The organism is Dyella sp. NPDC103356, from assembly GCF_055584465.1.
On record NZ_JBVJLZ010000006.1, the window covers coordinates 405,343 to 420,211 of the forward strand.

The 14,869-nt window shown below is 60.7% G+C and carries 12 protein-coding genes; 7 read left to right on the forward strand and 5 right to left on the reverse strand.

The window, feature by feature from the left end:
• Positions 1-13: 13 nt before the first annotated feature.
• Positions 14-280: a hypothetical protein gene (locus tag ACZ6WW_RS16375; RefSeq protein WP_465275145.1), complete on the reverse strand. Its 267-nt coding sequence runs from the start codon at positions 278-280 to the stop codon at positions 14-16.
• 611 nt (positions 281-891) lie between these two features.
• Here ACZ6WW_RS16375 and ACZ6WW_RS16380 point away from each other — a divergent pair.
• The 4 genes from ACZ6WW_RS16380 to ACZ6WW_RS16395 all read left to right on the forward strand — a co-directional run bounded on the left by ACZ6WW_RS16380 (position 892) and on the right by ACZ6WW_RS16395 (position 6,468).
• On the forward strand, positions 892-3,177 hold the full coding sequence (locus ACZ6WW_RS16380) for an AAA family ATPase (RefSeq protein ID WP_465275146.1): 2,286 nt from the start codon (positions 892-894) through the stop codon (positions 3,175-3,177).
• A complete protein-coding gene (locus ACZ6WW_RS16385; RefSeq protein WP_465275147.1) occupies positions 3,174-3,506 on the forward strand; it encodes a low molecular weight protein tyrosine phosphatase family protein in 333 nt (110 codons plus the stop codon). The genes ACZ6WW_RS16380 and ACZ6WW_RS16385 overlap by 4 nt, the downstream gene beginning before the upstream one ends.
• A gap of 141 nt (positions 3,507-3,647) precedes the next feature.
• The gene (locus ACZ6WW_RS16390; RefSeq protein WP_465275148.1) at positions 3,648-4,382 is read left to right on the forward strand and encodes an SDR family oxidoreductase; all 735 of its coding nucleotides are present in this window, start codon (positions 3,648-3,650) and stop codon (positions 4,380-4,382) included.
• A 220-nt stretch (positions 4,383-4,602) separates the two neighbouring features.
• A complete protein-coding gene (locus ACZ6WW_RS16395; protein ID WP_465275149.1) occupies positions 4,603-6,468 on the forward strand; it encodes a beta-ketoacyl-[acyl-carrier-protein] synthase family protein in 1,866 nt (621 codons plus the stop codon).
• A gap of 187 nt (positions 6,469-6,655) precedes the next feature.
• On the opposite strand, the gene ACZ6WW_RS16400 is transcribed toward ACZ6WW_RS16395, so the two are convergent.
• Both ACZ6WW_RS16400 and ACZ6WW_RS16405 read right to left on the reverse strand, forming a co-directional pair.
• Entirely contained in the window at positions 6,656-7,303 is a 648-nt protein-coding gene (locus ACZ6WW_RS16400; RefSeq protein ID WP_281849262.1) for a trimeric intracellular cation channel family protein, read from the reverse strand.
• Positions 7,304-7,391: 88 nt separating this feature from the next.
• Entirely contained in the window at positions 7,392-9,080 is a 1,689-nt protein-coding gene (locus ACZ6WW_RS16405; RefSeq protein ID WP_465275150.1) for a S41 family peptidase, read from the reverse strand.
• Between the two features lie 516 nt (positions 9,081-9,596).
• Here ACZ6WW_RS16405 and ACZ6WW_RS16410 point away from each other — a divergent pair.
• Positions 9,597-11,288, forward strand: coding sequence for a DUF3300 domain-containing protein (locus ACZ6WW_RS16410; protein ID WP_465275151.1), 1,692 nt, complete (start codon positions 9,597-9,599; stop codon positions 11,286-11,288).
• Between the two features lie 281 nt (positions 11,289-11,569).
• Here the strand turns inward: ACZ6WW_RS16410 and ACZ6WW_RS16415 are convergent, their stop codons facing one another.
• Together ACZ6WW_RS16415 and ACZ6WW_RS16420 are read right to left on the reverse strand one after the other, a co-directional pair.
• A complete protein-coding gene (locus ACZ6WW_RS16415; protein WP_465275152.1) occupies positions 11,570-12,196 on the reverse strand; it encodes an NAD(P)-dependent oxidoreductase in 627 nt (208 codons plus the stop codon).
• Positions 12,197-12,480: 284 nt separating this feature from the next.
• Positions 12,481-13,341, reverse strand: a complete 861-nt coding sequence (locus ACZ6WW_RS16420; protein WP_465275153.1) for an SDR family oxidoreductase — start codon at positions 13,339-13,341, stop codon at positions 12,481-12,483.
• 137 nt (positions 13,342-13,478) lie between these two features.
• On the opposite strand from ACZ6WW_RS16420, the gene ACZ6WW_RS16425 reads away from it, so the two are divergent.
• Together ACZ6WW_RS16425 and ACZ6WW_RS16430 are read left to right on the forward strand one after the other, a co-directional pair.
• Complete coding sequence (locus ACZ6WW_RS16425; protein ID WP_465275154.1) at positions 13,479-14,426, forward strand: AraC family transcriptional regulator; 948 nt, start codon at positions 13,479-13,481, stop codon at positions 14,424-14,426.
• Between the two features lie 120 nt (positions 14,427-14,546).
• The gene (locus ACZ6WW_RS16430) at positions 14,547-14,825 is read left to right on the forward strand and encodes a hypothetical protein (protein ID WP_465275155.1); all 279 of its coding nucleotides are present in this window, start codon (positions 14,547-14,549) and stop codon (positions 14,823-14,825) included.
• Positions 14,826-14,869 lie beyond the last annotated feature (44 nt).

Consider the following 14,869-nt stretch of genomic DNA (forward strand, 5'->3'; position numbering starts at 1 on the left):
CGAGGTGACCAGATCAAGGTGTCGGCCGGAATTGAGGAAAGATTGAAAGCGGCTGCTTCGACAAGGGAACGGCAACACCCAAGAGCTTTTTATCGCTGAGCATTCCAGCATGTGGATTGGAGTCCTGCTCGCAGTGGATGTTTGCGAGAACCTTGCCGGCTCGCTCAACCAGTACGCCATTGCTCTCCGAGGCGCCGTCGTGCCGATAGGTTGGGTTGACCACCATGCTGTAAACCGAATACGTCGTATCTTTCTGCCTCAGACTGAGGAATATCAACATGCCTCTTTGGCCATCCCCCATGGATGCGCCCGTGGCGTATGTATCGAGAGGTTGGGGCCTGGATGGAAACTCGAGCTCTGTGCGGACATCCGTTCCGAATCGATATCGGATGTCCCCGAAGACCGAACCTCCGATAGAGCGCGCGCATACGGCAATCTTCTTGGCATGCCGTGTATCGCAAGCAAACAGTATCGTTTCGTCGGCATGGCACATCGTTCCCGGCAAGGAAGACCCGAAGTAATCCTGTGCGTGAATCGAACCGGCGAGCAGCATCCCTGCGGCACAAACAGAAAGTCGCGTTACTAACCTGATAGTCCTTGCCCCGCTCATCCGCCCTCCCCTTTTTGAATGCATTGCCGACCGGATGCGTGATGAACAGATGGCCTTGCGCCGTCACACTGCTGTCGGGCGTTCCAGACAGGTACGACTGTCTCCAATCTCAATATAACGATTTGGTGTACCAAAGGCTCAAAGAAATAAAAGCCCAGGTCGTCGTGAAAACCCGACCCGTAGTACACTTTTTCCAGCGCAGGGGTCCAAATAAGTGCATTCCGACCCGGTTTTTACCAGGGTTTTCCCAGCATTCGTGATCAGGCAACACGGAGTCCAGCATGGCTGCTACCCCTCTACTGGGGCCGACACAACCCGGCAGGCCGGCTGACCACCAGGCCGCCGAAGCGCAATTGAAGGATTTCTCCAAACGCATTGACCGCAGGCTCAGTGCACAATTTGCCCATCGCCGGCTGCGGCGCATGTTGCGCCCGATGCATTCGGCGGCGGAGAAGTCGCAGCCGGTCGCGCTCGGGGTTCCATCCAAATGGAGCCTCTTCATCGGGGGCGCGCCGCTGTTGCTGTTGATTCCCAAGGTTCGCGTCCATGTACCGGTCATGAGCCACTGGCCTTTCCTGGCCTATACCGTAGCGGCTGTTGCCCTCGTCCTGACGTTCACTCTCGAGCTGTTCGTGCTACCCAGGCTGTCGTTGGCCAAGTACCGGTTTGGCCTGATGCGGCTCGAGCATCGGCAAAACGAAGGAATGTTCCCGGATACGTACCTGCGTGCACCTGTGCGCGACAGCCGCTCCGGCTTCAGCTCGGTCCAGTGGAAAAGCGCCCGTGGCGTCGAGCCCGGCGATATCGTGGTCGCGGTCAACGATGCCAAGGACAACGGCGTCGCGCTTATCCTGCTACGGACAGAGGGACGGCTCCCGGTCATCGTGTGGTTTCGCAACCTCTATCAGGAGGACGTGCTGCCGCCACTGTCGGAAGAGGTCAAAGCGCTGGCCCATGCGTTCGATGAATGCTGCGACATCTTCCTGCAGGCGGGCCAGAAAGCCGAACGCAGCCGTGCGCTACGCTCGAGGCGCGCCACGCCGCCGGTACGCGATCCGGAACAGTCGTGGCGTGGCACCATCCTGCCTGTCGAAACGAAACACCGGCTGATGGCGATGGCGGCGGATTTTGCTGCGGGCAAGCCGACGGCACCGAACGGCCTCCTGCTCTTCGGTCCGCCGGGAACAGGCAAGACCCTGGTCGCCAAGGCGCTGGCCGACAGCATCGGCTGCGCCTTCTTCCCCTTGACGTTACCGGACTTGAAGGCCGCCTACATCGGCGAAAGCGGCGAGCGGGTCAGGGAGCTGTGGAACAAGGCCTTGGCCGAACCACGGGCAGTGATCTTCGTGGACGAGTGCGATGGCGTGTTCACTCGCCGCGGAAGCGTCAATACCGACCGCAATACCGAAGACGTAGTCAACGCTTTCATCGCCCAATGGGATGGTTTCAGCAAGCAGAACACCGTCATGGTCGTGGGCGCCACCAACCGGCAGGACCTGATCGACCCGGCCGTGCTGTCGCGGTTCGATGAACAGGTAAAGATCGGCCTGCCGGACGCGATACAGCGCAAGGAGATCTTGCGTGCGGCGCTGACCGAGCTGAACTTGTCCGCCGAGTTACCGGGTGCGACCGGTGAACTGACCGAAGGCTTGTCCGGGCGCGATCTGGCCGGCATCGCCAAGCGGCTGGCGCGGGACATCGGCAGCGGTTCGGCGTTGGACCACACCCTGCTCGAACGCCATGCGTCCGCACTACGCCGGCAAGGCAGTACCGAAACAGCCGCCAACGCTCGCTGGGACACGCTGGTGCTGCCGGACCCAACCATGAAGGACCTCAAGGCCACGGCCGGCCTGCTTGCCCATGCCACTGTCTTTCAGGGCAAGGGCATCTCGGTCCCACGCGGGCTACTGCTGTACGGACCGCCCGGCACCGGAAAAACGCAGATCGCGCGCACGCTGGCCAACGAAACAGGATTGCGCTTCATCGCCGCGTCGACGGCGGACATCAAGCAAGGCTGGCTGGGACAAAGCGGTCAGAAAGTGCACGAGCTGTTCGAGCGCGCGCGGGAATCGGCCCCAGCGCTGCTATTTATCGACGAGATCGACATCATCTCCGGCACCCGGGGCGGCAATGACAGCATGCAGACCGAAATCATCGGCCAGCTGCTGCAGGAGATGGATGGCGCCAAGGCCAGCCCGCAGCATGTCTTCGTACTGGCGGCCACCAATCGCATCGATCAGATCGACCCCGCCCTGCTCTCGCGCCTGCCCAAGCAGATCGAGATTCCCCTGCCCGATGCTCATGCGATACGCCGGTTGTTTGAGGTCATGCTGGCGAGCAAACCGCTGGCATTCGATCTGGAGCGGGAAATGGCAAACCTTGTCGCGCACGCCCAAGGCTGGAGCGGCCGCGATCTACGCAACTGGATCGAGCATGCGGAGCAGAATGCGGTGATCAGGGCGATGGAAAATGGCGATCCGCAGTCGATCTCGTTGCGGCTGGAGGATTTTCGCGACGCGAGTCTGAGTCGCCCTTCGGCGGCGCACACGGATCGAGCCTTTCCTTGATACGAAACGTTCTTTTTATCTGCGCTCAGAATCGCCTTCGTAGCCCAACGGCGGAACAGGTTTTTGCGAACTGGCCCGGGATCGAAACCCAATCCGCGGGTATTGGAAATGATGCCGACGTTTCGGTCACGTCGGAGCTATTGGCCTGGTCCGACACGATCTTCGTGATGGAAAAAATCCATCGCAGCAAGCTGTCCAAAAAGTTCGGGCGTGACTTGAAGGGGAAACGCGTCGTGTGCCTGGACATCCCGGACGACTACGATTTCATGGAGCCTGCGTTGATCCAGGTTCTCGAGCGAAAGGTCATTCCATTTCTGCCGACACCCTAGGGCCTGTTAACGCTATTTGCGTAAGGGTTCTGGTGGCGGCTTTCGACCTGGTCATTTGCATCGACTTTGGCCTGAGGGGGTTTGAACCCTTCCGTGCGGCCCCATGTCATCACGGTTATCACCACATCCAAAGGATCACGCATGTCTGCAGATCAAAAAGTAGCCCTGGTGACCGGCGCCACACGTGGCATCGGCCTGGAAACGGTACGTCAGCTGGCGCAAGCGGGTGTATTGACCTTGCTCGCGGGCCGCGACGCCGCCCGGACCCGAGCCGCAGCGGAAACGCTCAAGGCCGAAGGCTTGCCCGTCGAGCCGATTGCCCTGGATGTCACCAGCACGGAAAGCATCGACCAGGCCGTCGCACAGGTGCAATCGCGCTTCGGCAAGCTCGACATCCTGGTCAACAACGCCGGCATCCTGGTCGATGAGTTGGGCAAGGCACCTTCGCAGCAGAGCCTCCAGGCCTGGCGTGAAACCTTCGACACCAATCTGTTCGCGGTTGTCGAAGTGACAAACGCCTTTTTGCCCTTGTTGAAGAAAGCCCCTGCGGCACGCATCGTAAACGTGTCCAGTCAGTTGGGGTCTTTCGGCCTGCACACCGATCCGACGTCATCGATCTACAACTTCAAGATACCGGCCTACAACGCATCCAAGAGCGCGGTGAACGCGTGGACGGTGCACCTGGCCTATGAGCTGCGCGACACCCCCATCAAGGTCAATGCCATCCATCCTGGTTATGTGCAGACCGAAATGAACGGCGGTCAGGGCGAAATCGACGTGCCTACCGGAGCAAAGAGCAGCGTTGGCATGGCCTTGATAGGAGCCGATGGCCCAACCGGGAGCTTTACTTACCTGGGCAAGACGCTGCCCTGGTAAACATTCGACTCAAACGCTCTGTTAATACACACGGCCGCCGTGAAGGTCGACTTCTGGCCCATTCCCTCGATGGATATGCCGGGTGACAGGCCAGTACGAGAGCATCTATGAAGAACTCCCCGACGTAAGGTCGGGGATACTTCTGCCCCGGATTTTGCATTATGGATATTGACGGCTGACTTCTATACTGGCCGCCACCTCGTCCATCCATCCATCCGACATGCTCCGAAGCAACCAGGTTCTCGTCACCGTAGGCACGGCCTGCACCATTTCTGCCGTGGGGTCGACCGAGACCTATCAGGCATTAGTCGCAGGGAGCGACGATTTCTTCCCGCTGGCGGCCTTCGATGCGGGGTTGATCGAACTGGATCCCACGGCAGATGACGCCGCGCAGGGTATGCGCTGGGCCGGCGGCGCGCATGCGGGCGAGCCGGTGACCCGGGAAGAACTGGTCCGCCTGCACGGCGATGCTCTGCGCGCCAATGCGGGCATCCGCCACGTGCCGGGCGTGCGCGAACTTGCACCGCGTGTGGTCACCGATATTGCCGCCCCGCTCCCGCACGATCTGGAAACCGTAGGTTTGCGTCGACTGGCGGGTTTACGGTTCGACGATATCCGCGGTTCGAGCCTGAAGGACATGCACGGGCTGTTTCAGGACGATCCGTTGCTCAGCCCTTCGCTGCAGGCTCAACTGTTTGCCTATGGCGGCCTTGGCGCGCTGGCCGCATTGCCGCGACCACTCGCCGAGCTCGTGCCCAACCCGTTCGGCTTTCGCGTGGCCTCCGCGACGGCTTTCGGCGGCATGGATGCTCTGGGCCAGTGGCTGCGGCCGGATGCGCCGCTGCCCGCAAACGGCATCCCCAAGGACACCTTTGCCGTCCGCCTGGCCCATTCGCTGGGCTCGCACGGGCCTGCCCTGGTGTCGACCATGCTGGCCCCGTCCTACAGCATCAGCCGCGTATTGAAGAACCCCGCATTGCGCGATTCGCTTCGATCCGACGATGTGGGTTTCATGCGCGTGCCGCAGACCCCCATGACGGCCGTGGGTGCTTGCGCCTCCAGCCTCATCGCGCTGGCGGACGTCGCACCGCAGCTTCTGTTCGACTACCCGGGTTTTCAGAAACCGCAGATGGTGCTGCTCACTGCCGCCGATGCCGCGCTGCAACCCCGTTACGGCATCCTTGAAGCCTTCGGTGGCGGCGCGCTCATGACCGGCGAAAAGCTCGCCGCGAAGAATGCCGCCCATGCCGACGGCTCGACGCGCAGCGTTCATGACTCACTCGCTCCTTTCGACATCGACGCGGACGGCACCGTCGTCGGCCATGGCGGCTCGGGGCTGCTAATCACTACGCTCGAGTTCGCCCTGCGCAACCAGCTGGATATCACGTCCATCATCGTCGGCTGGGGGCAAAGCGCCGAAGCCGGCGGCAAGGCCCACTTTGCGGGCGTGGGCTTTGGCGGCGAAAACGCGCTGGTCCAGGCGCTCGATATGGCGTATCAGGCGCACGGCTACGGCGTCGAAGACTTTCACTATCTGGCAGCACACGCCACCGGTACGCGCACCAATTCCAAGACCGATCTCGGTACGGCGTGGGCGGGGCTACAAGGAGCGGCGCAGCGACAGCAGTTCCATGGCACGTTGCCCAAACTCTTTGTCGGTACGCCCAAGGCCGTGGGCGATGGGCACACCATGGGCGAAACAGGGCTGAAAGCCATGTCGCAAGCGCTGCAATTCGTTTTGGGGCGCACGGCGCCAGGCGTGCCCACCCTTCGTCGACTGGACCCCGAGCTGGCCGATATGGCCGCCCATTTCCATCTGCAAGCCGCTCCCTCGCCCGGCAATAGCAGTGGCGGCGCACTGTGCGTCACTCAGGGCTTTGGCGGCTATAACGGCGCAGTCGCGCTGCGCGCCGCCACACCCGAGGCGCTTGCCCGCTACGCGTGTGACGAGCGCGCCCTTGCCAGCTACCTCGAGGCGTGGCCGACCATCCGTACCGAGCGAGCCAAGCGCGAACGTATGGCGCGGCGAAGCCCCAAGTTGGCGCTGGCCATGACCGAGCGCCATCGTTGGTCTGGGCTCGACTAAGTCTGGGCGTCAACTACGATTTGTAGGAGCGACTTCAGTCGCGACAAGGGCTTGCGATGAGGCACGCCAGTCGCGACTGAAGTCGTTCCTACAAGATAGCTGGCCTGGTTTCTTCATGATCAGGTCATCGGCTCCAACATCAGCCCTGTAGCTAAGCCTTATAGAATCCAGATAGCCAGTCCAAACACTAGCCTATTCTCGGCAACTGCCAACCGAACCGAACGGCCGCTACTCGCAACGCGAAGCACACGACGAAACCCAGCACTGCCGCCACGGCCGGTGGGCAACCAAGCCGACGACCGACGACGACAACCAACGCACCGAGTAAAGCCGCGCTCGCATAGATGTCCGCGACCAGCACGACAGGCACGCGTGCAAGCAGCATGTCGCGCATGACACCGCCGCCGCAACCGGTTATCGCGCCCATCAGGATGGCGATAAACGGGTTGATCTTGAAGTCGAGTGCTTTCTCTGCACCAGCCACCGCGAACAATGCCAGGCCAGCCGCATCGAGCGTCGTCAGGAGCACTGCAGGCACGGTCTCGATCTGCGTATGAATCAGAAACGTGACCAGCCCGGTGACAAACGCCAGCACCGGATAACGCCAGTCGCGGATCGCGCTCGGCGGCGTCGCACCGATCAACAAATCACGGATCACGCCGCCGCCAAGCGCGACCATGAATGACAGTACCAATACGCCGAGCAGATCCAGCCCGGCGCGAATAGCGGCGCTGGCACCTTCGATCGCGAACACCACCGTGCCCGCCAGATCGGCGGCGAGCACGACCCGCTTGCGGATCACCGCCGAATCCCATCCGAAAGCGTGATCACTCACCGTCAGCGTCCCATCCTCGACATTTGAACACCGTCATAGAGCGCCCCCAAATTCCCCGCCGATAAAAGCGCGGGGATACTTAAATGGACTAACCAGCATGGCTTGGCTTTATCGCTAGCAATGCACCTGCTGCGCGCTCCAAACCAGGATCGGTGTTCCGCTGGATACTCTTGATCGTGGGTGAAACAGCGACGGTCGGGAGCAAACCCACCCCCTCGAAAACCGTTCCATCGGAGGCACGGTCATTTCTCGTGCAGACTCGCGCGCGACCGCCGCCGGGCAGTTGGAAAGGCATCGGCTGTCCGGTGCTTCCGGCTGTTGCCTCCCCTACCGTGATACCCCGGTGCATCGCATTGAATGCCGCAACGAAATCTTCCGCCGCCGAAAAAGTGCGCGCACTCGTCAAGACCGCAACCGCCACATCGACGTGGTTGGTCGGATCGGCCGGGACTTCGAACGGAGCGATGTCCTTCCAACCCGGCAGCACGCCACGCGCACGATCTGCCGCGATATAGGTTCTTGTTCGCATCATCGGACCGCGAATCGGTTTCCGCGTCAGCATCTGCAGCAGATCCACGGGGGTGCTGCCGCCGCCGTTGGCGCGAACGTCAATGACCAACCCCTTGGAGGAATTGATGAGTGGCAAGTTCGCGAGCAGCGCTTTCGCCCCCTGCGTGTCCTCGAACTCATCAATCGTAAGGACGGCGATCCCATCCGGTCTCATCTTGAAAGACGTCCCGGTTTTTTCAAACTTCGATTGTTCCTTCAGCGTCAGCCGCGTCAGCACACGCTCCTCTTCCTTGCCTTCGGCATTCCTTACCGTGACATGGAACTGGCTGCCGGCATGTCCGCTGAGCAATGCGTACTCGAAGGTGCGTACCTGAAGATCCTGAGGTGTCGAAGAACTCTGGTAAGGCGCAACCTCACGCTCTGCATAGCGCCGTATGTCTTCACCATCGATTTTCAAAAGCACATCGCCCACGCGCCAGTGCTGTGCGAGCAACGCAGGATCCGCGACCCTCGTCACTACAACGGCATTCTCCACAAGCTGCGTGCCCAGCCCAGGTGCACCATAAAATGCATCCTGGAGCGGCTCGGGGGGATACACGTTTGTATGGCCGTCCTTTAGCAGCGCCGCGAACCGCATCAACACGCGGTAATACGCTTCGGTGGATGTTGTTGCCCGCACTTTGGGCAAGAAGTCCACGTAGGTCTGATTCCAGTCCAAATCGGGCTGCCGGTCGAAGAACGCAAAGTTGAAGCGGGCCTCCGACCACACCGTAGACAATCCCGCGACCTTGGCGTCGTCACTGAGGTTTGGGGCGAGGGGCAAGCTCTGTCCAGGCTCCTGAGCCCACAAGCGTTCCCGAGCACGCGCGGCGGCTACAAGCTGGGTGAATCGGGGGTCACCATGAAGCGATTCGAGATCGGTGTCCGTTGCCAGGTGCTCCGCGGGAACGCTGCCTCCCTGGGCTTCCGAAGCCATGAGGGCATCCATTGCCTTTTCCTTCCGCCCTGCGAGCGCCTCAAAGCACGCGAGCTCGTACATGGCGGTATTCCAATGCCAATCCATGCCCTCCGGGCCAGCCGCATAGAACGGCTCAAGGAGTGCCGCCGCTTCGGCATATTGCTTGGCCTCATATAACTTGAGTGATTCGGTGTAGCGCTCGGGTAGGCTGGTAGCCGACGCGGGCGGTTGCTGGGCTGCTGCGGTGAGCATGGACCCGAAGGCCACAAGAAAGAAAATCACACGCCTTCGCGTCTGCGTCTTGATCATGTCGTCTGTGTCCCCTGTGGGTCGAACGCCCACCACCTTATTTAGGGTCAATCAGCCATACGGGTCAATACGCCCTGTTCGAGGCTATTGCTCAAGCTGTCCGGCTTAGGTTGTGGTTTCAGCACAACACGGTTGGGGGGTTGAGGGCAGAGGTAGTTACACGACGACCGCGACCCGCACCTGATTAACTACCTTCTAACCTTTGCGCGGGATTTCCCTCGTACAGACACAGTTATGCACTTCGCATTCACGCGTTGAACGACTGAACCTGACTGCTTCCCCCTATGACATCGAAAGCCAGCTGACAATTTAATGGTTATTACGAATGTCGCGGTCGCTGCATGGGCATACTCCAGGCCGCCATCTACAAGAAAGACCTGTGATTGCATTTCGACGAAGCAACGGCTCGCCCTGCGTGCTGATCACGGTGCTCTTCTTGCCACGCCATGACATAGGGAGTCATCCGCTTTGAGCAATCAACGTATTTTGAGTATGGCTATCGGAGCAAGTTTTTGCGTGGGTACGCTGCTCCTGGGCGGTTGTAATCAGCAGCCCGAGCAGGCGCCCGCAGCGGCGCCCGCCGCCGCATCAACCGCGCCGTCAGCGGCACCAGCGTCGTCGGCAGCGCCGGCCTCGGCCTATACGCCACCCACGGCCGACCAGTTGTACCAACTGGTCGCGCCGATCGCGCTCTTTCCCGACAAGCTGGTAGCGCAGGTACTGGCTGGCTCGACGTATCCCGACCAGATAACAGCGGCTGACAATTTATTGGTGCAGAGCCCGAACTTGAAGGGTGCGTTATTGCAGGCAGCAGTCGATCCACAGCCGTGGGATCCAAGCGTGAAGGGACTGACGGCGTTTCCATCGACGCTGGATCAGATGGCAAAGAATATCCAGTGGACTACTGCGCTGGGCGAGGCTTACGTCAACGACCCCACCGACGTCGTCAACGCGATCCAGGTGATGCGTCAACGCGCGTCTGCGCATGGCAACCTGCGCAGCACACAACAACAGCGTGTGGAAACCCGGGTGGTCCAAGCGGCTGCACCCGATAATCCCACGTACGTCGACGACAGTGAAAGCCAACCGGTCTATTCGGGCCCCTCCGTGGTCCCCGCACCTGAGCAGGTCATCGAGATCGAGCCGACCCAGCCTGATACCGTGTATGTGCCCAGTTACGATCCTCAAGCAGTTTACGGTGGCGATGTCGGTTATTACCCGAGCTACACCTATGAGCGCCCTTCGTATAGCGGGAGCGATCTGGTAGCTGTCGGTGCAGTGACGTTCGGTGTCGCCATTCTTGTCGGTGCGATGCACGATCACCACCGCGATGGCGGCGACTGGCACTCATGGGGCATGAACTGGGGCGGTGGCCGCGGCGGCAATGAAGGCGGTGGCGGCTGGCATCGACCTGCTGTGGTTTATAATAACCAGACCTACGTCTCGCGCTCGACAACCGTAGTCAATCGCTACACGACGAATAACATCACCAACATCAACAGCAACAACCGCACCGTTACCAACAACAACGGCAACATCGTCAACAACCGAAACACGACCAACAACATCAATAACAGCGTCAACAACAGCAACAACACTAGCCACAATCAGATTGCGCAGAATCGCGAGGTGACGAACCATGTCGATAACCGACAGTTCGACCATCGCAATGGACCCAACGGCCCTGCCCCGGCGGCGGCGCCTGCGCAGCCCAACCATATGACGATGCCTAACTTCTCGCAGGCTCGGCAACCGGCGGCGGCGAACAATGCGCACCCGATGGCCTCCCATGCGCCCGTTCCGCAACCGCATGAAGCGCAGCCGCGAGTCGATGAACGGCATGCGCCAGCACCACGTCCGCAGGAAGCGTTCCATCAGCCCGTGAACGCGCCTCACGCACAGCCACCGCAGCCGGCTCAAGCGCCCCATGCGGTACCGGCTCCGCATCCGGCCATGCCGCAGCCGCGCCCCGCCGAGCACATGCAGGCACCGCATCAACAGCCCGAACAACACGCGCAGCCTGCGCCGCATCCCCAGCCACAACACCAGCAACCGGCACCGCGCCCTCAACCTGAGGCGCGCCCTCAGCCGGAGGCACGTCCGGCGCCGCAACACGAGAACCCGCAACCTCATCCGGCGCCGCAGCAAAATCATCCGCAAAAGGCCCCGCCGCACCCGGAAAAGAAAGACGATAAAGATCACCACTGAGCGGTGTCGTAGATTTTTGATCGTCATCATATGAAAAGCCCCTGGCCTCGGTGCCAGGGGCTTTTACGTACCGCGAACAAGACCCAGCCACGCCACATTGCCGACGTATTGCGGTCAATCTGGCTGACGAAAGCAGAGACTGCGGGACAGGTAAGGCGGCCGCTACACGCCGTCATGATCTGGGGCTGGGCACTCATACCCCAGTGTTGAAATTTTATTGAGCGTTTACAGGCGACCGGCGAACGCTTGCCAAGCTGCGCTCGCGCAGGAGCGTTCCGGCCTTAACTCGTTGCGATCGTCACAGCTTGTCGGAGATATTTTTCGCTGGTGAGCTGATCGAGCATGAACGCTGCGGCATCGGCGCGAGAGATACTGCGCGCCTTGCCGTTGGCCTGTCGGGTAAAGACCCTGACGATGCCGATCGGTTGGTTATTAGTCAGAACAGCTGGGCGGACCACGACCCAATCGATGTTGGTGCGTGCAAGTTCGCGCTCCATCTGTTCCTTGTCTTTCACGGCACCGCGCAGGAAGGTCGGCGCGAAGATGTACCGAAAATAGAAGTGCGCGTGCTTCCTGCTGTCGCCAACGCCAATCGTCGTGGCAACAATCAGACGGCGAACGCCATGATCGCGGAGCGCTTTATTGATCGCGCGGCCGGCGACGGGTTCCAGGCCAGTACGCACCCACGGAGTTTGCGTACCGATCGTGTTGAACACTGCATCCTGTCCAGCAACTGCCACGGATAGTGCTTTTTCATCGCGAGCGTCGCCGACGACGACGCGGACATTGGCGCGGCCATACTGGCGGGGATTTCGCACGAACGCGGTCACTTCATGTCCACGAACCACGGCCTGCTCAACGATCTTTCGGCCGGTCCCCGCGCCCGCGCCTATCACCAAGATTTTCATGCTGACCTCCAACCTTCGCCCGTTGGCCGCAACAGCTCCTCGGCGCTAGCACTCTCATGGTCTAAGGACATGGTGCGTCTCTTCGTTAGGGTGTTCCGCCTCTACGTGCGCGCATTTGCGGCAGCGCGCATTTGGTGCACAGCTACGAGGCCATGAGGTCGATCGCAAAGAAGGCGTCCCACGCTTCTTCGCTCAGGGCCGTCTCCTTGCTGATGACGACAAGGCGGTCCTCTCCCGGGCTCCCCTGCTGGCGAGCCCGGGAGAGGGCTACGTATTGACCGTAATCACGCGGCGGCCGGAGCCGGGAAATTGGTCGAGCCGGCTTCATCTTTCTGAGCCTCGACCGAAGCCAGGCGCTCCGTCAGGGCCTTGAAGATAATCCCGTAGGCATCGCTGCCCATGACGATCCGCTTCGGTGCGGGTTCTTGATCGACGCTGGCGATGATCTTCGCCGACATCTTTTCCGGGTCGCCAGGCGCGGGGCGCGAGGTGTCCTTGATCATCACGTGGACGAACGCTGCCGGCGTGCCCTTGTACGCTTCCAATGGCTCACCGAGCTTGACGCTGCCGCCGCGGAAATTGGTGCGCGCGCCACCCGGCTCGATGATGGTGACCCCGATCTTGAAGGGAGCGAGTTCTTGGCCGATTGAGTCGAGAAAACCTTCCAAGCCCCACTTGCCCGCGTGATAGAGCGATCCGCCCGGAAGGGCTGCCTGACCACCGTAGGTCGACAGACCGATGATCCGACCGCCACCCTGCGCCCGCAGGTGAGGCAAGGCCGCGCGGATCAGCATGATCGGACCGATAAGATTGGTGGAAAGTTGGTGCGTGATCTGATCGTCACTCAATTCCTCCGCCGCACCAAACAGGCCATAGCCGGCGTTGCTGACGACAACGTCGATCTGACCTAGATCCGTAAAAGCCTTGCCCACAACCCGCTGGATTTCGGGCGTATCGGTCATGTCCAGATGGCTCAGCCACAGGAGGTCGCCGTATTTCTCCTTGAGATCGACCATCGAGTCCATGTTGCGAACGGTACCCGCAACGCGATCGCCTCTTGCGAGGAGCTGCTCGGTCATATGCCGGCCGAAGCCGCTGTTTACGCCGGTGATGAACCAGGTTCTTTTTGTCATGTCGATGTCCATGGATAAGGTCGAAGGCCGCGAACGGTTAATAGATGATAGGATGGGAGATCAAGACTTTGAATGCGCATAAGTCTTGATTTCTTGCTCTAAAATCCAAGCTTACCCAGACACCTCGAATACTCCCGACATGATTCACAATGACTGACGATCCCTTTTCTGACGTCCTCAACCTGATCAGCGCCAAGTCCGTTGTTTCCGGCAGCCTGGTCGCGGGCGGTGCATGGGCGATTCGCTTCCCTGCTTCGAACCTCATCAACTTCTGGGGCATCGTGCGAGGTGACTGCTGGTGCCTGACGGAAGCGGCTGACGCGCCCCTGCACCTCCAGGCTGGCGACTTTCTTTTGCGCACGGCCTCTCAGCCGGCGGTGCTGGCGTCAGATCTCGAGGCGACACCGGTCGATTTTCAGGAAGTCTTCGCTTCCGATACTGGAGGCAGACTGCACCACGGCACCGGCGACGAGTTCTTCATGATCGGCGGCAAGGTGGAGCTTGACGCAACGCACGGAGCAACGCTCCTCGATTCCTTACCGCCGTCGATTCACATTCGACATGGATCGGCGCATGCGACGGTATTGCAATTGCTGCTCGGGCAGCTTGTGCGAGAGCGAACAGAAGGATTGCCAGGTGTCGCAGCCGCATCGGCACAGATCGCCCACTTGATGTTCATTCAGATTCTTCGCGCACATCTGGACTTGGGCGCAACGCTCGAACCGGGCTGGTTGCGATTGGTGGGCAACCGGCGGCTGGCGCCCGCGCTCAGGCTGCTTCACAGCGAGCCGGCCCGGGCTTGGGGACTGGAGGAGCTCGCTCGTGAGTGCGGCATGTCTCGTGCGACGTTTGCCGTCCATTTCAAAACGAATGCTGGAATCACGCCGCTCGCGTACTTGACGCAGTGGCGGATGCGCTTGGCCGAGCGCGCATTGCTCAACGGTGATGACGCGATTTCATCGCTCGGCTACTCCTTGGGATACGCATCAGAAAGCGCATTCAGCAATGCGTTCAAACGGTTTGCCGGCGAAGCTCCCGCGCGCTACCGCGCTAACGCTCGGGTTCGCCAGGCTACTGTTCAGCGCATCGCACCTTGAAAGCCAAAGGCCTCCGTTTGTCGTAGGCTTACCGTATACGGCACTGAGCGCACACTGTTAGCCGGCAGCCGGATCGCTCGATGCTTCTACTGTATCAACCCGCTTGGAAGGATTGCCCTCGTGAAAAGCTGTCTGTTCCTGTTTGCGACGCTGGCACTTGCCAGCCCCTTCGCTCACGCCGACCAGTCCGATACGAAACAGGGCATCAAGCAAGGCACCAAAGACGCCGCCACCAAGACCGGACACGCCGCGCGTGACGTCGGGCATGCCACCGCCAATGGCGCAAAGGAAGTCGGCCATGCCACGGCCAATGGTGCACGCGCGGTCGGCCACGGCTTCCGCGATGCGGCGCATGCGACCAAGTGCGGGGTCAAGCATGTTTTCAACAAGGCGTGCTAGAACGGCAAGAACACGAAACCGGACAGCGCCAGCCCAACGTTCCG